Origin of the sequence: Nocardiopsis sp. EMB25, from assembly GCF_026797795.1 — a bacterium.
GTDB classification, from domain to species: domain Bacteria; phylum Actinomycetota; class Actinomycetes; order Streptosporangiales; family Streptosporangiaceae; genus Nocardiopsis; species Nocardiopsis lucentensis.
Genome location: NZ_JAMTDN010000001.1, coordinates 4,430,562 through 4,452,790, shown reverse-complemented (window position 1 = coordinate 4,452,790; position 22,229 = coordinate 4,430,562). Strand labels below are relative to the sequence as shown.

At 71.9% G+C, this 22,229-nt stretch carries 21 protein-coding genes; 10 read left to right on the top strand and 11 right to left on the bottom strand.

Going from position 1 to position 22,229, the window contains the following annotated elements; all coding sequences use genetic code 11:
- The first annotated feature begins 121 nt into the window (after positions 1-121).
- The 5 genes from KIK06_RS19385 (at position 122) to KIK06_RS19365 (ending at position 5,362) form a co-directional block, all read left to right on the top strand.
- A complete protein-coding gene (locus KIK06_RS19385; RefSeq protein ID WP_017599312.1) occupies positions 122-706 on the top strand; it encodes a PadR family transcriptional regulator in 585 nt (194 codons plus the stop codon).
- Between the two features lie 153 nt (positions 707-859).
- The gene (locus KIK06_RS19380; protein WP_268644595.1) at positions 860-1,831 is read left to right on the top strand and encodes an ATP-binding cassette domain-containing protein; all 972 of its coding nucleotides are present in this window, start codon (positions 860-862) and stop codon (positions 1,829-1,831) included.
- Positions 1,828-2,628 (top strand): ABC transporter permease, encoded by an 801-nt coding sequence (locus KIK06_RS19375; protein ID WP_268644594.1) that lies wholly within the window; start codon positions 1,828-1,830, stop codon positions 2,626-2,628. The genes KIK06_RS19380 and KIK06_RS19375 overlap by 4 nt, the downstream gene beginning before the upstream one ends.
- Before the next feature lie 325 nt (positions 2,629-2,953).
- Complete coding sequence (gene groL / locus KIK06_RS19370; protein WP_017599315.1) at positions 2,954-4,585, top strand: chaperonin GroEL; 1,632 nt, start codon at positions 2,954-2,956, stop codon at positions 4,583-4,585.
- 246 nt (positions 4,586-4,831) lie between these two features.
- On the top strand, positions 4,832-5,362 hold the full coding sequence (locus KIK06_RS19365; RefSeq protein WP_327084653.1) for a Uma2 family endonuclease: 531 nt from the start codon (positions 4,832-4,834) through the stop codon (positions 5,360-5,362).
- Between the two features lie 18 nt (positions 5,363-5,380).
- Here the strand turns inward: KIK06_RS19365 and KIK06_RS19360 are convergent, their stop codons facing one another.
- From KIK06_RS19360 to KIK06_RS19350, 3 genes are read right to left on the bottom strand one after another with little or no spacing between them, the layout of a single operon-like run.
- A complete protein-coding gene (locus KIK06_RS19360) occupies positions 5,381-6,139 on the bottom strand; it encodes an SAM-dependent methyltransferase (RefSeq protein WP_268644592.1) in 759 nt (252 codons plus the stop codon).
- Between the two features lie 52 nt (positions 6,140-6,191).
- Positions 6,192-7,997 carry an ABC transporter ATP-binding protein gene (locus KIK06_RS19355; protein ID WP_268644591.1) on the bottom strand — a complete coding sequence of 602 codons (1,806 nt, stop codon included), beginning with the start codon at positions 7,995-7,997 and terminating at the stop codon, positions 6,192-6,194.
- Positions 7,994-9,730: an ABC transporter ATP-binding protein gene (locus KIK06_RS19350; RefSeq protein WP_017599319.1), complete on the bottom strand. Its 1,737-nt coding sequence runs from the start codon at positions 9,728-9,730 to the stop codon at positions 7,994-7,996. The genes KIK06_RS19355 and KIK06_RS19350 overlap by 4 nt, the downstream gene beginning before the upstream one ends.
- Positions 9,731-9,904: 174 nt before the next feature.
- Here KIK06_RS19350 and KIK06_RS19345 point away from each other — a divergent pair, with 174 nt between their 5' ends.
- The gene (locus KIK06_RS19345) at positions 9,905-10,792 is read left to right on the top strand and encodes a CPBP family intramembrane glutamic endopeptidase (protein WP_268644590.1); all 888 of its coding nucleotides are present in this window, start codon (positions 9,905-9,907) and stop codon (positions 10,790-10,792) included.
- 35 nt (positions 10,793-10,827) lie between these two features.
- On the opposite strand, the gene KIK06_RS19340 is transcribed toward KIK06_RS19345, so the two are convergent.
- The gene (locus KIK06_RS19340; RefSeq protein ID WP_268644589.1) at positions 10,828-11,259 is read right to left on the bottom strand and encodes an NUDIX hydrolase; all 432 of its coding nucleotides are present in this window, start codon (positions 11,257-11,259) and stop codon (positions 10,828-10,830) included.
- A gap of 135 nt (positions 11,260-11,394) precedes the next feature.
- Here KIK06_RS19340 and KIK06_RS19335 point away from each other — a divergent pair, with 135 nt between their 5' ends.
- Together KIK06_RS19335 and KIK06_RS19330 are read left to right on the top strand one after the other, a co-directional pair.
- On the top strand, positions 11,395-12,462 hold the full coding sequence (locus KIK06_RS19335) for a zeta toxin family protein (protein ID WP_268644588.1): 1,068 nt from the start codon (positions 11,395-11,397) through the stop codon (positions 12,460-12,462).
- Between the two features lie 113 nt (positions 12,463-12,575).
- Positions 12,576-13,127, top strand: coding sequence for a CAP family protein (locus tag KIK06_RS19330; protein ID WP_268644587.1), 552 nt, complete (start codon positions 12,576-12,578; stop codon positions 13,125-13,127).
- 57 nt (positions 13,128-13,184) lie between these two features.
- Here KIK06_RS19330 and KIK06_RS19325 read toward each other — a convergent pair whose 3' ends face one another.
- Positions 13,185-13,466 carry a peptidylprolyl isomerase gene (locus tag KIK06_RS19325; protein ID WP_268644586.1) on the bottom strand — a complete coding sequence of 94 codons (282 nt, stop codon included), beginning with the start codon at positions 13,464-13,466 and terminating at the stop codon, positions 13,185-13,187.
- Between the two features lie 113 nt (positions 13,467-13,579).
- On the bottom strand, positions 13,580-14,572 hold the full coding sequence (locus KIK06_RS19320; RefSeq protein ID WP_268644585.1) for a R2-like ligand-binding oxidase: 993 nt from the start codon (positions 14,570-14,572) through the stop codon (positions 13,580-13,582).
- Positions 14,573-14,798: 226 nt separating this feature from the next.
- Between KIK06_RS19320 and KIK06_RS19315 the strand changes: the two genes are divergently transcribed.
- Positions 14,799-15,035: a hypothetical protein gene (locus KIK06_RS19315; protein WP_017599326.1), complete on the top strand. Its 237-nt coding sequence runs from the start codon at positions 14,799-14,801 to the stop codon at positions 15,033-15,035.
- A gap of 79 nt (positions 15,036-15,114) precedes the next feature.
- On the opposite strand, the gene KIK06_RS19310 is transcribed toward KIK06_RS19315, so the two are convergent.
- The 5 genes from KIK06_RS19310 to KIK06_RS19290 form a co-directional block, all read right to left on the bottom strand.
- Complete coding sequence (locus tag KIK06_RS19310) at positions 15,115-16,761, bottom strand: DNA repair helicase XPB (protein ID WP_268646077.1); 1,647 nt, start codon at positions 16,759-16,761, stop codon at positions 15,115-15,117.
- A gap of 171 nt (positions 16,762-16,932) precedes the next feature.
- Positions 16,933-17,433, bottom strand: a complete 501-nt coding sequence (locus KIK06_RS19305) for a hypothetical protein (protein WP_268644584.1) — start codon at positions 17,431-17,433, stop codon at positions 16,933-16,935.
- 47 nt (positions 17,434-17,480) lie between these two features.
- Complete coding sequence (locus KIK06_RS19300) at positions 17,481-17,753, bottom strand: hypothetical protein (RefSeq protein WP_017599329.1); 273 nt, start codon at positions 17,751-17,753, stop codon at positions 17,481-17,483.
- 256 nt (positions 17,754-18,009) lie between these two features.
- The gene (locus KIK06_RS19295; RefSeq protein WP_268644583.1) at positions 18,010-18,444 is read right to left on the bottom strand and encodes a hypothetical protein; all 435 of its coding nucleotides are present in this window, start codon (positions 18,442-18,444) and stop codon (positions 18,010-18,012) included.
- A gap of 104 nt (positions 18,445-18,548) precedes the next feature.
- Complete coding sequence (locus tag KIK06_RS19290) at positions 18,549-21,014, bottom strand: helicase-associated domain-containing protein (protein ID WP_268644582.1); 2,466 nt, start codon at positions 21,012-21,014, stop codon at positions 18,549-18,551.
- A gap of 152 nt (positions 21,015-21,166) precedes the next feature.
- On the opposite strand from KIK06_RS19290, the gene KIK06_RS19285 reads away from it, so the two are divergent.
- On the top strand, positions 21,167-21,937 hold the full coding sequence (locus KIK06_RS19285; protein WP_026127743.1) for an HAAS signaling domain-containing protein: 771 nt from the start codon (positions 21,167-21,169) through the stop codon (positions 21,935-21,937).
- Positions 21,938-22,229 lie beyond the last annotated feature (292 nt).

Sequence of the window (22,229 nt, the reverse complement as noted above, 5' to 3'; positions counted from 1 at the left end):
GGCGGACCGTCCCCTTCCCCCCGGAGGGGACGGCGCCGCCCCGTTCGTCGTGTCTGGACCGGACCGTCCCCGCGGCCGCCCCTCGTAGGCTGGGGCCCATCGAGTTCGGACGAGGGTGGCGATGTCGGCGACGCGGTTGTTGGTCCTGGGCGTGGTGCGAATCCACGGTCGGGCGCACGGGTATCGGGTGGGTCGGGAACTGCTCTCCTGGAACGCCGGGGAGTGGGCCAATGTCAAGTGGGGGTCGATCTACCACGCGCTGCGCAAGCTCAGCCGGGAGGGGAAGCTGCGCGAGTTCGTCGCCGAGGGCGACGAGGTGGTCGACCGCACCTCCTACGCGCTGACCGACGACGGCGAGGCCGAGTTCCACCGGTTGTTGCGCGCGGCGTTGAGCCACTCCGGTCACGACCACGCGCTGCTCTGCGCCGGGGTCACCCTGATGACCGCGCTGCCGCGGGACGAGGCGGTGACGATGCTGGAGCGGCGCCTGGCCGGGCTGGAGGGGGTCGGCGCCGAGGTGCGCGCGGGACTGGACCAGGAACACGGCAGGCCGCCGCACGTGGCGGAGCTGTTCGGGCTCTGGCGGACGACGGTCGAGGCCGAGACCGGGTGGACCCGCCAGCTCATCGCCTCGCTGCGCGAGGGCCGCTACACCATGGCCGACGACGGCCCCGGGGCCTTCGGCCTGCCGAAGGCGGGGAAGTGACCACCGCTTCCCGCGCACGGCCCTGAACGGACGCGTGTCGGTCCCGGCCGCCTCGTTCGCGCGGGGCGGCCCGGTGGAACTTATTAAAACTTGAATGCTGGCGACCGATGGTGCACACTCATCCTCGCATTCAAGTTTTAATAAGGAGCGAGGATGATCCACACACGCGAGCTGACCCGGACCTTCCGGGTCGGCAAGCGGACGGTCGAGGCCGTCCGGGGCGTCGACATCGACGTCGGGGAGGGCGAGTTCGTCGCCCTCCTCGGCCCCAACGGGGCGGGCAAGTCCACCACCCTGCGCATGCTGACCACGCTGCTCGAACCCACCTCGGGCACCGCGAGCGTCGCCGGGCACGACGTGCGCGCCGAGCCCACCGAGGTCCGGCGCCGGATCGGGTTCGTCGGCCAGGGCCACGGGGCGGGGGACGACCAGCGCGTCCGCGACGAGCTCCACACCCAGGGGCTGCTGTACGGGCTCGACCGGCGGACCGCCCGCAGCCGCACCGGCGAACTGCTCGACCTGCTGGAACTCGACGAGGCGGCCGACCGCGTGGTCACCGCGCTCTCCGGCGGCCAGCGCCGCCGCCTCGACATCGCGATGGGGCTGATCCACCGCCCCGGACTGCTGTTCCTCGACGAACCCTCCACCGGGCTCGACCCCCAGAGCCGCGCCAACCTGTGGGAGCACGTGGCCCGCCTGCGCGGCGAGTTCGGCACCACCGTCGTGGTGACCACCCACTACCTGGAGGAGGCGGACGGCGCGGCCGAGCGTGTCCTGGTCATCGACCACGGCCGGGTCATCGCCGACGGCGGCGCCGACGAGCTCAAGAGCCGGGTGTCCGGTGACCTGGTCGTGTTCACCACGGAGGACGGGGCCGCCGCCGACCTGGGGGCGAAGGTCGCCGAGGCGCTGCCGTCCGCGGGCACGGCCGAGGTCGTCGCGGAGCCCGGTCGCGACCCGCGGGTCCGGATCCGCGTGGAGCACGGCGACGCCGCCCTGCCGGGGCTGCTGCGCTCGCTCGACGGGGCCGGTGTCGCGCCGCTCTCCGTGGCGGTGAGCAGGCCGACGCTGGACGACGTCTTCCTGACCCTGACCGGACGCAGCCTGAGAGAGGGAGAGCGATGACCGCGACGATGAGGACGCAACCGCCGCCGGCGGCGGCCAGGACGAGGGGGACGACGGCGCGCGACGTCTGGATCGTCTTCCAGCGGCAGGGGCGGCTGGTGCTGCGTCGTCCGGCGCTGATCCTGTTCGGGATGTTGCAGCCGGTGCTCTACCTGGCCCTGTTCTCCCCCCTCCTGGAGGGGCTCGGCGGACCCACGGGCGAGGGTTCCTGGCGGTGGTTCGTGCCGGGGCTCCTGGTCATGCTCGCGCTGTTCGCCAGCGGATTCGCGGGGTTCGGCCTCCTGCCCGAGCTGGCGTCGGGCGCGCACGAACGGCTACTGGTCTCACCGGTGAGCCGGGTGGCGCTGCTGCTCGGACGGGTGTTGGCGGACGCGGCGATGATGTTCACGCAGATGCTGCTCATCCTCGCGCTCGTGGTCGCGTTCGGGCTCCGGATCCCGCCGCTGGGCGCGGTCGTGGGCCTGGCGCTCCTGGTCGTGCTCGGAGTGGGACTGTCCACCCTGTCGTACCTGGTGGCTCTGGCGGTCAGGCAGACCTACGTCTTCGCGCCGATCGTCCAGGGGGCGCTGATGCCGCTCATGCTGCTGTCGGGGGTGCTGCTGCCGATGGACCTGGCGCCGGGCTGGCTGTACGCGCTGTCGAGGCTGAACCCCGTCTCGTACGTGGTGGACGCCGAGCGCGCCCTGTTCGCCGGGGAGTGGGGTCCGGCGGTGGGCGTGGGGTGGGCGGTCGCGCTCGGCCTGGCGGTCGTGGCGCTCGCCGTCGGGGGCCGCGCCGTGCGGGGGTCGGCGAAGTGAACCCGGGCCGACCCGCGTTCACCGGGCGGGTCGGCCCGCGCGGCCGTGTCCACCCAGGGCGAAATCCGCACGTCGCGTCGGATCATCGCAGGTAAACCCTGGTGAGAGGGCTGTGGAAATCGTGACCACATCGTTTGCACTCTCCATGGCCGAGTGCTAAAAAGGGACCTGGTTAGCACTCGACTTTCCTGAGTGCTAAGCCGGATCGAGGCTGCGAGATCGCGGTTCCCGACAGCGGGGTTGTCGGTGCGACCGCGGTCGTCCGTCGCGGGCGCACGCCTCGTCCCATCGCGTATCAGCCCGGTCACGGGAGGACAAGAACTCAATGGCAGCCAAACTGATCGCGTTCGACGAGGAGGCCCGTCGCGGCCTCGAGCGCGGTATGAACCAGCTCGCTGACGCCGTCAAGGTCACGCTCGGCCCCAAGGGCCGCAACGTCGTCCTGGAGAAGAAGTGGGGCGCCCCCACGATCACCAACGACGGTGTCTCCATCGCCAAGGAGATCGAGCTCGAGGACCCGTGGGAGAAGATCGGGGCCGAGCTGGTCAAGGAGGTCGCCAAGAAGACCGACGACGTCGCGGGTGACGGCACCACCACCGCCACCGTGCTCGCCCAGGCTCTCGTCCGCGAGGGTCTGCGCAACGTCGCCGCCGGCGCCAACCCGGTCGGTCTGAAGCGCGGCATCGAGGCCGCCGTCGCTCGCATCAACGAGGAGCTCGGCAACCTCTCCAAGGACGTCGAGACCAAGGAGCAGATCGCCTCCACCGCCTCGATCTCCGCCGGCGACACCCAGATCGGCGAGACCATCGCCGAGGCGATGGACAAGGTCGGCAAGGAAGGCGTCATCACCGTCGAGGAGGGGCAGACCTTCGGGCTCGAGCTCGAGCTCGCCGAGGGCATGCGCTTCGACAAGGGCTACATCTCGCCCTACTTCGCCACCGACCTCGAGCGCATGGAGACGGTCCTCGAGGACCCCTACATCCTCATCGTCAACTCCAAGATCTCGAACAACAACGAGTTCCTGCCCGTTGTCGAGAAGGTCCTGCAGGCCGGCCGTCCGCTGATGGTCATCGCCGAGGACGTCGAGCAGGGCGCGCTCCAGACCCTGGTCGTCAACAAGATCCGCGGCACCTTCAAGTCCGTCGCCGTCAAGGCTCCGGGCTTCGGTGACCGCCGCAAGGCCCAGCTCGGCGACATCGCCGTGCTGACCGGCGGCCAGGTCATCACCGAGGAGGTCGGCCTCAAGCTGGAGAACACCGAGCTCGACATGCTCGGCCGCGCCCGCAAGGTCGTCGTCACCAAGGACGAGACCACCATCGTGGACGGCGCCGGTGACGCCACCGCGATCGCCGGTCGCGTCAACGAGATCCGCAACGAGATCGAGCGCACCGACTCCGACTACGACCGCGAGAAGCTCCAGGAGCGTCTCGCCCGCCTGGCCGGCGGCGTGGCCGTCATCAAGGCCGGTGCCGCCACCGAGGTGGAGCTCAAGGAGCGCAAGCACCGCATCGAGGACGCCGTCCGCAACGCCAAGGCCGCGGTCGAGGAGGGCATCCTGCCCGGCGGTGGTGTCGCGCTGCTCCAGGCCAGCGTCCCGGCCTTCGAGAAGCTCGACGTGGACGGCGACGAGGCCATCGGCGCCGACATCGTCCGCCGCGCCATCGCCGAGCCGCTGAAGCAGATCGCGGTGAACGCCGGCCTCGAGGGCGGCGTCGTGGCGGACAAGGTCAAGAACCTGGAGCCCGGGTTCGGCCTCAACGCCGCCACCGGTGAGTACGCCGACCTGTTCAAGGAAGGCGTCATCGACCCGACCAAGGTGACCCGTTCGGCTCTGCAGAACGCCGCCTCCATCGCTGGTCTGTTCCTGACCACCGAGGCCGTCATCGCCGAGAAGCCGGAGAAGGCCGCGGCTCCCGCCGCCGACCCGACCGGTGGCATGGGCGGCATGGACTTCTAGGTCCAGCCTGGAGTCCGAGGTCCGGATACGCGACCTCGCCCGCGACGACCGGGTGGCCCCTTCCGGGGCCGCCCGGTTTCGCTGTTCTCCGGGTCTTTTCGCCAAGTGCCGGGCAGTCACAGACACGGAGCGTTAGTGTTCCGCTCGGAGGTGTGATGATAGATGGGTCCTGCCGTGGCTGAACCGGCCCCTGTGACGGAGTCGTCCAGATGGGACTACCTGCTGAGCACTTGGCGGGAACTGGACGTGCCTGAAGGCTGGAGGGCCGAGATCGTCACTGACGACGCCATCATGCTTGGCGCGCCGCTCGAGGACGCCCACTGTTTCATCGCCTCTCGGGTGTGCTCGGAGTTGCACCAGGCCATCTCCGATGACTGGGGTGTCTACCAGGCTCTCAGCATTCGATTGCCGCTGGTCGGGCGTCTTTACGTGCCGGACCTGGTCGTCATGCCCGAGGATGTCGTCCTCGATCGATCCCAGTCCCCGAGTCCGGCAGAGGCCGCGTTCCTCGCGGTGGAGATCGTGTCCAGGAGCAGTATGGACACCGACCGCAGGAAGAAGCTCGGGGGCTACGCGTGCGCCGAGGTCCCGCTCTACCTGCTCATCGACGCCTGGGACGGGATGGGCCCCTCGGTCAGTCTCCACGAGCAGCCGAGCAACGGCCGGTACAAGCACACCAGCATCGTGGAGTTCGGAGAGAAGATCCGCCTGCCGGAGCCCTTCGACCTGGAACTCGACACCTCCAGGTTCCCCGGTCCCGACAAGTGGGCTTCCTGACCTCTCCCACCGGACCGGTCAGGCGCGGACGAGCGTCAGGTACGCGAACCCGAGGGTCTCCCGCATGCCGTGGACACGGGCGTGCCGGTGCCGGTCCGCCCGCACGCGGACCTCGTCGGCGCGCGGCGAGTCCGGGTTCCCCGCCAACCACTCCTCCCAGCCCAGCGCGTGGCGGTTCTCGAAGTCGTCCCACTCCTGCGGCGAGGCCTCGGACAGCGCGAGCAGCCGGAACCCGTGCGCCAGGGCGAGGTCCACGAGCCCGGGCAGCGGGCGGTACTGGGCCGGGGGGATGAAGGGCATGGCCGCCGCCGCCTCGGCGTCGGTCGGCGGCCGCCTCCAGAAGCACTCGCCGAACAGCAGCCTGCCACCGGGGCGCACCAGGTCGCCCAGGGCCGCGAGCGCGTTCGCGGTGTGATCCAGGGGGTCGCCGCCCCACACGTGGGTGGACCCGCTGTTGACCACCACGTCCGCCGGTTCCCCCTCCCACACGCCGACGTCGGCCGCGACCAGATCGACCCGGTCCGCCAGGCCGCGTGCCCTGGCGTTGGCCCGGCCGTGTTCGAGGACGCCCTCGTCGAGGTCGACGCCGAGGCCGGTGGCGGCGGGGTCGGTCGCCAGCGCGCGCAGCAGGAACTCGGCCCATCCGCAGCCGAGGTCCACCACGCGGCGGTCGGTGAGCGGCCCGAGCGTGCGGATCAGCTTGGCGGCGTGTTCGTCGGAGAGCGGGCCGTTGAAGTCCGCGTCTCGGTACAGCGGCGGGATCTCCGGGGTGGTCAAGGTCTCTCCTGGTGTCGGGTCACGGGGTCGTCGGTGCGCGTCCGGCGCGGACTCAGCCGCCGTGCCAGGCGCGCCACAGCCTCGCGTAGGAGCCTCCGTGCGCGAGCAGCTCCTCGTGCGTGCCCAGTTCGCTGATCCGGCCCTCCTCCACCACCGCGATCCGGTCGGCGTCGTGTGCGGTGTGCAGGCGGTGCGCGATCGCCACCACCGTGCGCCCCGCGAGCACGCCGCCGAGCGATCGCTCCAGGTGGCGGGCCGAGCGCGGATCGATCAGCGACGTCGCCTCGTCGAGCACCAGGACCTCCGGGTCGGCCAACACCAGACGGGCCAGTGCCAGCTGCTGCACGTGGGACGGGTCCAGCGTGATGTTCCCCGAGCCGACCCGCGTGGCCAGACCGTCCGGCAGCGCGCGTACCCACGTGTCGGCGTCCACGGCGGCCAGCGCCTTCCACAGCGCGTCCTCGTCGACGCCCTCCCCCTCCTGCGCGAGTGACAGGTTCTCCGCGACCGTCCCCCGGAACACGTGGCTCTCCTGGCTCAGCAGGATCGCCCGGCGCCTACGCTCCCCCGGCGGCAGTGCCGACAGCTCAGCGCCGCCCACCCGCACGCTGCCCGATGTCGGCGGGTGGATCCCCGCGATCAACTTCCCGAGCGTCGACTTGCCCGCGCCGCTCGGCCCGACCACGGCCAACCGTTCGCCGGGCCGGACGACCAGGTCCACCCCGTGCAGCACCTCGGTGTCCGTGTACGCGAACCGCACGTCCTCGACCTCGACCGCGCCCGGGGCCGCGTCCGCGTCCCCTGCGGGAAGAGGGGCCTCCTCCCCGGTCAACCCGACGCCGAGCAGCCGTCGGAGGCTGGTGAACCCCATCATCACGCTGTCGACCTCGTCGATCAGCTTCTCCACCGGCCGCGCCAGCTGCGAGCTGAGGAAGACCGCCGTCGCGATCTGGCCCACGCTGATCGCGCCGTTCACGTGGAGCACCCCCGCGGCCAGGAGCGTCATGGCCACGGGGAACTGGTAGGAGAACTCCAGCGGCGGATACCACACGGTCCGCAGCCAGAGCGTGTACCGCTCGGCCAGGTAGGCCCGGTGCACGCGCTGGTCGTTCAGCGCGACCTGGCGCGCCTGCCGCCCCAGGGCCTCGATCGTGCGCGCGCCCTCCACGGTGTCCGACACACCCTGGGTCAGGTCGGAGTAGGTCGCCAGCTCACGCACGTATCCGTCCGGCGCCCGCCGGACGTACCAGCGCGTGGACACCCACAGCACCAGGGCGGAGGGCGCCATGGCCAGCAGCAGCACCGGATGCACCACACCGATCGCGGTGACCACGACCACCACCGTCACCGCGCTCACCACCATGAGCGGGACCGAGTGGCGCACGGCGTGGCTCAGGTGGCCGATGTCGCGTCCGGTGCGCGCCACCAGGTCACCGGTCCCGGCGCGCTCCACGGTGCCCAGCGGCAGGCGCAGGACGTCGCGTACGAACTCCTCGCGCAACTCCGCCAGCACACCCTCGCCGAACCGGATCGACAGCGCCACCGACACCAGGACGAACACGGCGTTGACCAGGAGCGAGCCGACGATCGCCGCCGCCAGCAGGTCGACGCTCCCCATCGGGCCGCCGGCCCGCACCGTGTCGATGACCCGGCCGAGCGCCCACGGGGCGACCAGCGCGCTCAGCGCCGCCACGCCGTACAGACCGATGACACCCGTGAGCGTCCGGCCGTGCTCGCGCCCCGCGCGCCGCAACCGCCGCCACACCATGGCGGCCGGGGCGACCGGCAGTCCGTCGACCGGCTGCCACGCGGCGGCCTCCGGCAGGTGCGGCGCGGGGTGTTGCGCGGTCCGGGTCATGGGATCTCCTCCGTGGCGACCTCACGCAGTACGGTGGCGGCGTACTCGGGTACGTTCGCGAGCAGTTCCGCGTGCGTCCCCTGGGCGAACGTCCGTCCCTCCCGGACGAAGAGCACGTGGTCGGTGTGGGCCAGCAGCAGGGGGCTGGTGGTGAACAGGGCGGTCGTCCGGCCGGTCCGTTCCGCGGGGAGCTTCTCCGCGATGGCGGCCTCCGAGTGGGCGTCCACGGCCGAGGCCGGTTCGACGAGGACGAGGATCTCCGGGTCCAGCCCCAGCGCCCGCGCGAGCCGGAGCCGCTGCTGCTGGCCGCCGGAGTACTCGCGTCCGCGCTCGGTGAGCACGGTGTCCAGCCCCCGAGACGACTGGTGCACGACGTCGTCGGCGTGCGCGGCGTCGACCACCCGTGCCAGCCGCTCGTCGGACAGCCCGCCGTCCGGGGACAGCTCGTCCCGAAGCCTCCCGGAGAGCAGGTGGGCGTCGTTGGTCGCGACCAGCACGCGGTCGCGCACCGTGCGACGGGGCAGGTCCCGCAGGCGTACCGCGCGGCCGGTGGAGCGCTCGACCAGCTCCGCGCCCTCCTCCTCGCGGTAGCGGCCGAGGCGTTCGGCGATCACCGTCGCGTCGGAGGGGTCGGCGCACACGACACCGGTCGTCCGCTCCGCCGTGACCGTCACCCCGCTGACCGGGTCGCGCAGGTCGCACGGTGCCTCCGGTGCCCGGGCCGGGGCCACCGGGTCGGGGTGGTCGTGTTCCAGGGACAGAACGCCGACGACCCGGCGGGCGGCCACTCGCGCGGAGACGTAGAAGGACGCGGTGAAGGTCAGATGGCGCACGGCCGTGCTCAGGACGGTGGTGTAGCCGTAGAAGGCGACCAGTTGGCCGACGGTGAGTTCACCCGTGAGGGCCAACCGGGCCCCGTACCAGACGATCCCCGCCAGCAGCAGCCCCGGCAGCAGCTCGCGGACGGCCTGGAGGGTCGCGTCGGTCCACCCGACCCGCACCCCGGCCGCGCGGACCCGCTGGGACTCGTCCCGGTACCGGTGGTCGAGGGTGCGCTCCCCGCCCACACCGCGCAGGACGCGCAGGCCCGCCACCAGGTCGCCGGCGATCGTGGTCAGCTCGGCCTGGCGGTCGCGCTGGTGCTGCTCACGCCGCGAGAGCATACCCAGCAGCGGCACCGTCGAGAGCATGATCAACGGCACCGCCACCAGGACGACCAGTCCGAACGTGACGTGTGAGGTCAGCATCAGGGTGCTGGCCACCCCGATGGAGACGACCGCTCCCGGCAGCAGGGCGCTCATCTCGTAGAAGTCGCCGATCCGGTCGATGTCGTCCGTGCCGACCGCCACCACCTCACCGGAGGGCAGCCGCCGGGTGAGCGTGGGGCCCAGGTCGACCGAACGGCCGGTCACCGACTGCACGGTGCGGTAGGCCGACGCGTACCAGTTGAACGCCTGGGCGCGGTGGAGGAAGTGGAGGAGGGCGACGGAGGTCAGGATGAGGGCGGTGAGGACCCCGGACCAGAACAGGAGCGCCGTCGTGTCCCCGTCGGTGAGACCGGAGTCGATCGCCGCGCCGATCGCCGCCGAGAGGAGGACGCCGCAGGTGGTGAACGCGCCCATGACCAGGGAGGCCCACGTCAGGGTGCTCCACTGGCGTCGGGCGAGCCAGAGGAGGAAACGGTCGGCGGACCGGTGGTCGGGGACCCCCGGGGGTTCGGGAAACACGCGCACGGTTTCGGACCCTAGCCAGGCTTCTCCCGCGTCGGCCACTGGTTTTTCCCGCCCCCGCCCCGGCCCCGGCGACGGTCGGAGCGCGGGCCACGGAGCCGCCCGTACGAGAGGTCGGGGGTGAGCCAGGGTGATTCCGGATGTCGATGGTCACCGCGGCTTGGGATCGTGGGGGACATGAACGCAATTCACGGATCCGAGCGCGCGACGGCGGGTGTCCGGCCGGAGCGTCCGCCTGTGTTGGTCCGGGTCATCCTGGTGACGGTGGGCGCCCTGCTGGTCTGGCTGTTGATGGGTTGGGTGGACGACACCCTCTTCCCCGCCGAGGAGGTGACGACGGCCAGCCACGTGGTGAACGCGCTGCTCGTCTTCGTGCTGGCGGTGCCCCTGGTGTGGGCGGCGCGCCGCTTCCTCGACCGGCGGCCCTGGGGCGGGCTCGGGCTGACCGGGGTCCGGGAGGGCCGGCGGCCGTTCCTGGTCGGGGCCGCCGCCTGGGCGCTGCCCGGGGCGGCCGGGATCGCGCTGTGCGTCGCGATGGGGTGGGCGTCCGTCACGGCCGCCGTGCCCTGGACCGAGCTGCTGCCCGGGGTCCTGTCGCTGGCGGCGCTGGTCCTGGTGTTCGAGGCGGTGCCGGAGGAGCTGATCTTCCGCGGCTACCTGTACCGGAACCTCAACGCGGCCATGCCCGCCTGGCTCGCGGTCCTGGCGCAGGCCGCGCTGTTCGCGCTGTTCGGCACCGGGCTGTGGGTCATCCTGAACGGGTGGGGCGTGCTCGCGGAGCGGCTGCCGCTCTTCCTCGGCATGGGGATCGTGCTGGGCGGGATCCGCTTGGTCACGGGGAACCTGTGGGCGTGCGTGGGCTTCCACCTGGTGTTCCAGACGGTCGCGCAGACCATGCTGAGCAGCGGCTACGTGGAGGTCCGGGGGGTCGACGCCATCATGTCGACCGGCTTCCTCGCCCCGTTCGTGTTCGGTGTGCCGACCGTGATGCTGCTGTCGCTCACCACCGGCGACTGGGGGCGCCGCGTGCCGGACCCGATCGCCCGCGAGGGCTGTCCGAGCTGACCGGACCGTCCACTCCGAACGGGCGGTCCACCCGCTCAGCGAACGGTGCCCTCCTCGTGCAGGAGCTCCACGAGCCTGCGCACGGCCGGGGCACAGCGCTCGCGCTCGCCGAACCCGATCCACTCCAGACCGGAGATCTCGTTGTCCGCCACGATCTCTCCGTCGTGGTCGGCGGCATAGCAGGTCATCCGCACACGGGTGCCGGGGGCCTGGGCGTGCGCGACCTCGTCGATCACCGCCACCCGGCGGAAGGTTCCCGGACGCAGCTCGACGCTGACCTCCTCCCGGGCCTCCCGGGCCACCGCGGCCTCGTCGCTCTCACCCGGTTCCCGCTTCCCACCCGGGACGTAGAGCAGATCCTTGCCCTTGGACCGGACGCACAGCAGCCGGCCGTCGCGGACGTGGACCCAGGCCAGGGCGTCGATCACGGCGGGTACCCCGGAGGGTGTGGAGGCAGTCGCTGTCATGGTGGCCACTGTAGGCCGGTCCCCGTCCGATGAAACCCCCCACTCCGCGTGACCTGAGGCACTAGCATCCCGGGTGCCGACAGCGGCGACCGACTGATCGGCTCCAGCCTCCGGGGCCAGGGAAGGACGGGCCAGATGACCACCTTCGGCGGAGGGGACGCGACCGCGCCCGACGAGACGGGGCCGGTGCGGCCACTCCTGGCGGACACGTCCAGCGGTGGCGTCCCACCGCAGACCGACACCCACCGCCAAGCGAGGGAACGCGCCTACAACCTGTACAGCGCCGCGATCGGGGCGTGCCTGTCCCGGGGCGACGCGGCGCGGGCCGGGGCACTGCTCATCGAGGAGGCCCGGCTTCCGTTCCTCACGCCCGACCAGCTCGACCGGGTCGGCGCCGAGCTGCCGCCGGTCATCGAGGAGCTGCGCCGCCACCCCGTGTGCGTGCCGGAGGGCGCCACCCCCGAGGATCCGGGCCCCGGTCCGGACTGGGACGAGCTCGAGGTCCTGTTCGACCTCGCGCTGCGTTCCCGCCTCACCGGGACCGCCCGGGAACGGCCCCGTGCGCTGCTCATCGGCGGTCAGCCGGGTTCGGGCAAGTCGACGCTCCAACGCCTCCTCCTACCGGTCCTTCCGGAGGGGACGGTCAGCTACGACGGGGACGACCTGCTGCGCCTGGCGCCCGACTACGAGTGGGCGATGACCGCCGACGACCGGGTCGCCTCGCGCACCCTCTCCCGGCAGATCGCGGGCCTGCACCAGCTCGCCATGGAGCACGTGCGCGAGCGGCGGGTGGACGTGGTGTGCAGCCATCCGCTGGGGCGCGCGGACTGGGCGGCGGCATGGGTGGAGGGCTTCCGTTCGGCGGGGTACCGAGTGGAGGTCGCGTTCGTGGCGACGCACAGCAGCAACAGCGCGTTCGGGATCGTCGACCGGCACGAGCGCTCCCGCCGCGACCAGGGTTTCGGCCGGTGGATCACTCCGGAGGACCACGACCGGTTCTACCTGGGGGTGCCCAACAGCATCGAGTTCCTGGAGACGCACCGGCTCGTGGACTCGCTGTTCGTGCTCTCACGGCTCGGTGAGGTGCTCTACGCCAACCACCTCACCGAGGAGGGGGAGTGGCGGGCGGAGCCGTTCGGGAGGATCGCCCTGGAGGCCGAGCGGGGGCGCCGCGAGCTGTGGCACGTGGAGGGGGCGGGCTGACCCCGGCACGCCCGGACGCCATTTCGGCGAATTTCACAGGATGAGGGTGAAATAGAATTTCTGCGGAATTTTTCCGTGTCGAAATCCGATTCCCGCGAAGATATGATCGTCGGGTGAATGTCATTCGTTTGGGTTTCGTGACCCTGGTGTCCTCCGCCCTTCTGGCCGCACTCGCCCCCTCCGCGCAGGCGGAGCCCGACGTGGCGGACCCGACGGCCGCTGTCCTCGACCAGACCAACGGCCACCGTGCCCACCACTCCGCGCCCCCGCTCGTCGCGGACGCCCGGCTCGCCCAGGGGGCGCAGGAGTGGGCGGACCGCGGGGTGTTCGAACACAGTTCCTTCGAGGAGCGGGGCCAGGCCGGGGAGACCCTGTACAAGCGGATGTCCCCGGATCCGCTGCGTTGTGACGAGCGCGTCCTGCGCCAGGCGGTGGACACCTGGTACTCGGAGGTCAGGAACTACGATTACAACACGCCGGGCTTTTCGGCGAAAGCGGGCAATTTCACCCAACTCGTGTGGAAATCCACTGAGCGCGTCGGTGTCGGAATCGCGGCCACGCGTGAGGAGAACGGCTGGCACGGATGCATGGTGGTGGGCCGATTCGATCCACCGGGAAACTACGTCGGCCGGTTCGAGGAGAACGTGCTGCCGCCGAACTCATAGCGCCGCCCCGGGCCGCCCCGGGCCGCGCCGTGACGGCGCGGCCCGGAGCGCGTCGCCTCAGTCCTGGCGGCTGGTGACCTCCAGCAGGTGCATGCCGAACTGGGTCTTCACCGGCCCCTGGAGCACGCCGACGGGGGCGGAGAAGACGACCTTGTCGAACTCGGGGACCATCTGTCCCGGGCCGAACGATCCGAGGTTGCCTCCGTCCCTGGAGGAGGGGCAGGAGGAGCGCTGCCTGGCGACCTCGGCGAAGTCCGCTCCGTTCTCGATCTGCCCCTTCAGCTCCAGCGCCTCCGCCTCGGTGCTGACCAGGATGTGACGTGCGGTAGCCGTAGCCATGTGTGTGTCCTTTCGGGTTCGTGCCGATGCCGTCTTCGACATCCTAGAACCGCGCAGGTGGTCACCGGTGTAGGGCCGGTCGGCGGTACCCGGGGCCGCCCGCCGCCGCGGGATCAGTTCTTCGACCCGACCGAGCGCATCGTCTCCCGGTCCTCCTCGCCGAACCGCTCCTCCAACTGCTCGGGGGAGGCGTCGAGGTCGATCTGGGCGAGCGGCACCCCGCGTGCGGACTCGATCGCGCCCAGACGCCGCAGTGCCCGGTTGCCGGCGTACTCGACCAGCTCGCCCGGCGGCAGCTCGTAGCGCTGGTCGGCGGGATCGTCGGAGGGCGTGTCACCCCGCTTGACCGTGGTCATCACGTGCGGCAGCAGTTCGTCGAGCCGTTCGCGGACCACCTCCCAGTTGGCGTCGTCGGCGGCGACGTGTCTGCGGCAGGTGAAGGTGCCCCACGCCATGTGGCGGCGCTCGTCGTCTCCGATCCTGCGCACGATCTCCCGCATGCCGGGGAAGATGTCGCGCACGGTGCACAGGTGGTTCCAGGCGTAGTAGCCGGTGAGCGCGAGCGACCCCTCGATGACGTGGTTGTAGGTGACCGACGCCCGCACCTGGTTGCGCGGGCTCGGGTCGTGCAGGAGCGCGTCCAGCGACCCGGGCAGCTCCTCGTAGAACAGCGCGCGGTACCCCGGGTTGGCGTCGACGTACTCGTGCAGGTCCTCGTACACCCCCAGCGCGTCCAGCCACAGCCGGAACGCCTGGACGTGCTTGGCCTCCTCGAAGGCGAACTGGGTCAGGTACATCTCGTCGCCGAGCCGGCCCTCGGCCGCCATCGCGCGGATGAACGGCTGGAGGTCCTCGGTGACCGCCTCCTCACCCGCCACGAAGAACGCGCACAGCCGCAGGACGCGCGTGCGCGCCGCGTCGTCGAGCCGCTTCCAGTCCTCGGCGTCCTGGCTCAGGTCGATGTCGGCGGGGTCCCAGAAGCGGGCGTTGCCCTTGGTGAACAGGCGCAGCGGAAGGGAGTCCCAGTTCAGGCCCCCGCCGCGGAGCGAGTGGAAACCGGTCCTGTGTTCGTTGGCGGCCGTCGACGTGGCTGGGGTGTCGGGCATGGGATGACCTCCAGGGGCGGACTGACCTCATGATTGGACACAGATGACTCTCGTGTAAAGAGAAAACGTGCCGTGGGTCACGAAAAAACAGAATCTGGTTCGGTAGGGCTGGTGGGAAGCCGTCCCTCCAGGGGGATACGGTCAACCTCGGCGGCGATCAGGCCCTTGCCGAAACGGTACGGTCGGGGAGTACCGCTCAGACCGACCGCATCGATCGGGGGACGACGTGTTCTGTGGTGATCCCGGCAGCGAGGGTTACACGACCTGCGCGACCCAGACACAGCTGTTCGCGTTGGCCTCCGCCGTCCCCGCGCTCCTCGGGTTGGCTCTGTTCGTCGCCGCCTTCGCCGCGCCGTCCGTTCGGGGCGACCGCCTCCTGCGGACCCGCGCCCTCACCTACTCCCTCATCGCCTGGGGGATCGCCGTGGGCACCTACGTCATGGGCGGCCTGCCGTCGCTGTGACCCGTCGGCCCGGTGGGTCCGGACGGTCCGGACCGCCCGGACGATCCGCCGCGCGGTTCCGCCGTGTCCACCGGGCTCCTCAGATCTCGTCCCCCGCGAGCAGGTCGCCCGCGTCCGCGATCCGGTAGGCATACCCCTGCTCGGCGAGGAAGCGCTGCCGGTGCGCCGCGTAGTCCTGGTCGAGGGTGTCCCGCGCGACCACGGCGTAGAAGCGCGCCGCCCGGCCGTCGGTCTTGGGCCGCAGCACCCGGCCGAGCCGCTGCGCCTCCTCCTGCCGGGACCCGAACGACCCCGACACCTGGACGGCCACACCCGCCTCCGGCAGGTCGATCGAGAAGTTGGCGACCTTGGACACCACCAGCGTCCGCAGCTCACCCGAGCGGAAGGCGTCGAACAACCGCTCCCGTTCCTTGTTGCGGGTCTCGCCCTTGATCACGGGGGCGTCCAGCGAATCGCCCAACTCGTCCAACTGGTCGATGTAGGACCCGATCACCAGGACCTGGTCCTCCGCGTGGCGCCGTACGATCTCCCGCACCACCGTCGTCTTGGAATCCGACGAGGCGCAGAACCGGTAGCGGTCCTCCGGCTCGGCGGTCGCGTACGCGAGGCGCTCGGACTCCGACAGGTCCACGCGCACCTCCACACAGTCCGCCGGGGCGATCCAGCCCTGGTTCTCCATGTCCTTCCACGGCGCGTCGTAGCGCTTCGGTCCGATCAGGGAGAACACGTCCCCCTCGCGGCCGTCCTCGCGCACGAGCGTGGCCGTCAGGCCGAGACGGCGCCGCGCCTGGAGATCGGCGGTCATCCGGAAGATCGGCGCGGGCAACAGGTGCACCTCGTCGTAGACCACCAGGCCCCAGTCGCGGGCGTCGAACAGCTCCAGGTGGGTGTACACGCCCTTCCGGCGCGCGGCCATCACCTGGTAGGTCGCGATGGTGACCGGCCGGATCTCCTTGCGCGTGCCCGAGTACTCACCGATCTCGTCCTCGGTCAGCGACGTGCGCCGCAGCAGCTCCGACCGCCATTGGTGCACCGACACCGTGTTCGTGACGAGGATCAGCGTCGTCGCGCCGGTCATCGCCATCGCCGCGGCGCCGACCACGGTCTTGCCCGCGCCGCAGGGAAGCACGACCACCCCGGACCCGCCCGCGTGGAAGCTCTCCGCGGCCTCCTTCTGGTACCCGCGCAGCTCCCACCCGTTTTGGTCGAGGTCGATCCGGTGCGCCTCGCCGTCCACGTATCCGGCCAGGTCCTCGGCGGGCCAGCCGATCTTGAGCAGCGCCTGCTTGAGGTTGCCGCGCTCGCTCGGGTGCACGGCCACCGAGTCCTCGCTCAGCCGCTCGCCGAGCATGCCCTTGAGCTTGCGGGCGCGCACGACCTCCTCCAGCACCGCCCGGTCGGAGGACTCCAGGACCAGACCGTGTGCGGGGTCGCCGACGAGCCGCAGCCGCCCGTAGCGGTCCATCGTCTCGGCGATGTCCACCAGCAGGGAATGGGGAACGGGGAACCGGGAGAACCGGATCAGGGCGTCGACGACCTGCTCGGCGTCGTGCCCGGCCGCCCGCGCGTTCCACAGCGCCAGCGGGGTGATCCGGTAGGTGTGCACGTGCTCGGGGGCGCGTTCGAGCTCGGCGAAGGGGGCGATGGAGCGGCGGCACTCCTCAGCGGACTCGTGGTCGACTTCGAGGAGGAGCGTCTTGTCGGACTGGACGATCAGGCAGGACACACGAACCTTCTCACTCGTGGGCATGACGGGACTGGAGCCGACGGCTCTCCGTGGAGGGAGGATCCCGCACGGAGTGTCCTCCCGAGGGTGGTGGTGGGAGGGCGGCGTCAGGTGCAACGCGCCCGACCCCCCGATCATGCCCGGCCGGGGTGAAACCCCCGGTCACCGGGGTCACGTCTCGGTGAGGAGCATGACGACGACGAACAGGACGACCAAGGCCACATTGACCCCGTTGGAGATCCAGGCGTAGCGCGTGAAGCGCGTGGCCCGCTCGTGGTCGCGCTGATCGCTGAGGGCGATCGCGGAGAAGACGATCCCGGGGATGGCGAAGACGTTGCAGCAGGTGGACACCATGCCGATGGCCACGACCAGGGAGAGGACCATACTGACCGTGCCGGGCTGTCCTCCGTGCTGCGCCCCGTGGGCCGGCGGAGCGCCGTACGTGGGCGGGGTGCCGTATCCGGGAGGGGGCGGCCCGTATCCGGGAGTGGGCGGCCCGTATCCGGGCGCGGGGGAGAAGGCCGGGGGCGGGGGAGGGTGACCGTAGCCGGAGGGCTCGCCGTGGCCGGGCGCGGAACCGTAACCCGGCGGTGGGCTGTAGCCGCCCGTGCCGGCGTCGTAGTCGTAGCCTTCCGAACCGGGGGGCTGTTCGTGCTGCCAGTCGTCCTTCATCGACGGGTTCTCCGTTGTCTCGGGGGACGTGTGCGTGGAGGGGCGGGTCAGGAGTAGTAGGCCGTCACGGCCAGGAGGACCAGGACGGGGACGAGGAAGACGACGAACATCGCCACGTAGGCGAGGTTGCAGGCCCACGTGTAGCGGAGGAACCGCTCGACCTCGGCCGTGTCGGGGATCTTCGCCAGGGCGGTGACGCCCAGCCCGATCCCGGGGAGGTTGGTCAGCAGGAGGAAGAACCACAGCCCCAGGGACGCGCCCAGCGCGGGGATCGCCAGGGTGAGGACCGCGACCACCAGGGCGGCGACGGCGCCGCCCACGCGCGGGGGCGGCCCGACGGGCCGGGGGGCCGTCACGGGGCGGGCGGTGGGAGGCTGGGCCGGGGGAGGGCCGCCGGCGGCGCCGTTCGCGGGTACGGGGCGTCCGAGAGCGGAGCGCTGCTCCCTCTCCCAGAAGGCCCTGGGGCCACCTCCGCCGATCACAGGCCGTCGCGCTCCCCGGTCGTCCCCCTACACCGCATGTTCCGTCCCTCCCGGTCAGACGCCGCCCGCGGACCCGTGGTTCACCCGTCCGCGATCAGTAGTTCGAGATCGGGACGATACCCCCGATCCACGACCCGGCCTGCGTGAGCGCCACGAAGGTCAACACCATCATGACGAAGAACATCACGCCCGCCGCTCCCAAGCAGTACCAGGAGTAACGCGTGAGGGTCTCCGCCTGATCCGGGCGCCCCCGGTCGCGGGCCTGCCCGGCCCGCACCGCGAACACGATCCCGGCGATCCCGAAGAGCCAGTTCGCGCAGCACAGGAACGTGACCGCGTGCAGGATCAGGGCCATCGTGGAGCTGTTGGCGCCACCCGTTCCCGGGGCCGGCCGGCCGTCCCGGACCTCGCGGCCGGTGTCGTGGCGGTCGGCGGACTCGGGCCCGCGCGTCGCCTCGCGGCGGTGCTCACCGTCACGTCCGTGGTCGCGGGGGGACGATGCCCCGGGGGGCAGCGATGCGTTGCTCATGAGGTTGTCTCTCACCGTCGGCGGGTCGACCAACGGCACCACAGTAGCCCGCGTGCCGCGGATGTGGCCCACACGCGTGGCACACACGCGCGGTGATCGCGCCGTCAGTCCACCGCCCGCTCCAGTTCGGCGACGGCGGTGATCCGGTGAATCGCGAACCGGTGCACGGCCGCGCGCGTCGTGTCGTAGGCGGTCAGGAAACCACCGTCGACCCCCGACGGTTCGACGATCCGGCTCACCTGGCGGCCGTCGGTGTCGGTGTAGCCGATCCACACCCGCCGCTCCTCCCCCGCCGCGTGCGTGAGCGCCTCCATGACCGCGTTGGCCCGCGAACCGGGCGGCCCGTCCTCCGGGAGCGGTATCGGCCGACGCGCCGCCGTGGCCGCCTCGTCCCCGGCGCGCACCGCCCGGACCGCCGCCCGCACCAGCGTGGCGGGCGACCCCGTCTCGACCGGGGGCGGCACGTCCGCCGGTTCGGCCCGCCGCACCTCCGGGCGGCTCAGGCGCATGCTCCCGTCGCCGCTCTCGGGAACCGGGTGGTACCCCAGCTGCCGCAGCCGATCGATCAGCGCCGACCGGCTGACCCGGCTCGCGACCACCGTCGGCGCCAGGCGGATCAGTCCGAGGTCCTCGGCGCGGCGGTCGGCGAGCAGCTCCTCCAGCGCCGCCGGTTCGTCGCACCTCAGGTAACTGGAGGCCGAACCCGCGCGCAGGCGCCCGTGGCGACGGCCCACGTCTGACACCAGGTAGCGCAACGCCTGGGGCACCGGTGTGCGCGAGTGACGTTCGAGCAGGGAGGTGATGTCGGCGACGCCCCGCCCCGCGTCGAGCGCGCGCCGCACGGAGTCCTCGGTGAAGCGGAAGACCGTGGCGCCGCCGGTCGACTCCACGTCCGCGACCAGCGCGAGTTCCCGGGCCAGCTCGGTCACCAGCGGCCCCGGGGCGATCGCGGTCATGTCCCCCTGGAGGAGGACGTGGTCGAGCGGGCGGGGAAGTTCGCCGGCCAGCACCCGAGCGGCCGCGTCCTCGTCACCGTCCAGCAGCGGCCGCGTGTGGTCGGCCAGGGCCCCGCGCCCGGTCAGGCCGAGCGCCGCGGCCTCATCCACGGCCGCCCGCACGAGCTCCGTGTACACCGGGGACTGTCGACGGGGGCGCCGCCAGGCCAGACGCACGGCCAGCGAGTCCGGGAGCGGCGCGAACCCCGGCGCCGCGGTCGCCAGCTCACCGAGCACGTCCCGGCGCGCCTGGGGCGCGGCCGGTCGCGTCAGACCGGGGCCCAGCACGTTGCGCGCCCGACCACCGGAGTCGGTGGACCCGGTGAGCGCGGCGACGCGGTCCGATTCCAGCCAGGCCGACGCCAACCGCAGCCACCGCTGTTCGGCCGGGCTCTCCCGCCACAGGTCGTACTCGCGGGTGGGCAGCCACTCACCCGCGACCCGGTCGTCGGCGCCGACCAGTCCGGCGGCGTGGGCGGTCTCCACGAACAGGGCGGCGGTGGTCTCGTCGGTGTCCATCGTCTGGGCGGCGCGGCGCAGGTCCCTCACTCCCATTCCGCCGTTGCGGAGCACGGCGGCGGGGTCCTGGGACCAGCGCTCCAGGAGTTCCTCGATCGCCCGCAGCACCGTGAAGGCCTGCCCCGCCGCGGCCCGGGTGACCGCGTCCCCGGGGTTCTCCGTGCCTTGGAACGGCGGCGGTTCGGTGGTGACCTCCCGGAACAGCGGTCCCGAGCGCAGCGCCAGGCCGACCTCGCGCGGCAGGGTCAGTGTGTCCTCGCCGGTGGGGACGAGCAGGGCGCGGGCGAGGAGCGTCTCGACCGGGGACGCCGCCGTGGCCAGGCTGACCTCGCGCCGCGCGTCCGACACGGTGCCGTTCGGCGGTCCCCACGCCATGCTGTCCAGAAGCCTGCGCGCCGGCTCCCCGACCTGGTCGACCAGTCCGTTCACCCGTGCCGGGTCGGACAGGAGGGTGGCGACCGTCTCGACGGGGGTTGCGGCGGTGCTGTCGGGCGCCAGGTCGTCGGCGAGCCGCTTGACCGCCCCGTGCGGCAGGGCGCTGAACAGGGCGCGGGCAGGCGGGCCGAGCCGCGCGGGGTGGGGGAGGAGGTCGCGCAGGACCTGCACCGGGCGCAGCCGTCCCCGGTCGGGCCAGACCAGGGCGAGGCGGTGCAGGGTGTCGAGGGCACGGGTCAGGGGATCGTCGGTGGGGACGGGGCTCAGCTCGAGGGCGGCGGCCAGGTCGGCGGGAGGGACGCCGACGGGTTCGCAGAGCCGGTCGTCGCCGAGCGCCACGACCGACTCCAGGACCTGGAGGGTGAAGCGGTCGAGTCGTTCCAGCACGCGCAGGACCGCGTTGCGGCTGGTCGCGCGGGCGGCCAGGGCGCCGATATCGGCGGGCACCGGCTGGGTGAGGTCGGGCCGGGCGGCCAGCAGCGCGGCGAGTTCGTCGTCCGAGCGGCCGCGCAGCCAGGACGTGAACGTCGGGGGGCGGGAGGCCGTGTCGTGACCCTCCGACCCTGGATGGTCCCGGTCCGCCCCCGGGCGGCGCCGGTCGGGCTGTGCGTTGTCGCTCATCGTGTCCACGCTAAGCGATGTCGTCCCGCGCGTCGCGCGTGTGCCCCCGCTACCATTCGTCACCGGGCACAAGGCCGAATTCGAACAGAATTCGATGCCCGGAATCAAGGATAAGGGTTAAAAGCCAGGTCATTGTGGGCCAATATGGGGTCATGTCCCAGCGCTCGGAACAACTGGTACTCGACTATCTGTCCGAGGTCGGCCTGATCCTGCACGGTCGGATGACCGCCAGGGAGCGCACGGCGTACCTCGCCGACCTCCGCTCGCGGATCGACGCCCGCCGCGCGGCGGGGGGCGACCCCGGTCCCGACGCGGCCCGCGAGGTTCTGAGGTCCTTCGGCACCCCGAAGGACCTCGTCCGCAGGGAGTGCGAGGGCCGCGACCTGGACATCCAGGACGACGAGCTCATCCCGCCCCAGCCCGCGCAGGCCAACCGGGAGCCGCCGCCGTGGCGTGGCGGGCCCAACCGCGGCCTCATGGCACTCCTCGACGGGACCGGAAGGCCGGAGGCCGACACGTCCGGAGCGAGCCGGACGGGGCCCGTGCGCGGTGTGGCGCTCGTGGTGCGCGCGTGCCCGGGGGAGGCTGCCGCCCTGGGATTGATGCTGCTGACGGTGCCGTGGCGGTGGGACCTGGCGTTCGTGTGGGTGCTCGCGGCCGCGTTGATCGTGCTCAGCCGGGTGTGGAGCACCCGCGACAAGTGGGTCGGTGTGGGGCTGCCGGTGGTGTCCTGCGCGGTCGCGATGCTCCTGTGGGACGGCGAGGCCAAGTTCATCGACCGGTACATCCAGGAGTCGCTGCCCGCCACGGGCGTGATCGGGCTCGGACTGGCGTGCCTGGTGTGCGTGTTCTACCTGTACCCGAGGGCGCTGCGGTCCGCCCTGGTCGGTGACCGGGCCCGGGAGGGGGTCGTGGAGGGCTGAGGGAGCCCCGGTCGCGCGCTCCGGACTCCGCCCGGGTCATCGCTTGGCAAACGCTCGGAATAGCCTTCTCCGCCCCGCAGGTGACGGCGCGTCCGAATCCGCGACTTCGTGTAGACCTGTCCCTACGCCGACGCGTCCGCACGGGCGGCGGTCGCGTCCCCGGAGGTGACCCGGTTCTCCAGCCCGGGCACCACAGGTCGCGTGGCCCGCGCCCCCGCCGAGTCCCGTCCCACACTCCGCGCTCAGCGGTGCGTGGGCCACCGCCGACGCACGAGGCCCGGAGACGGAAAGT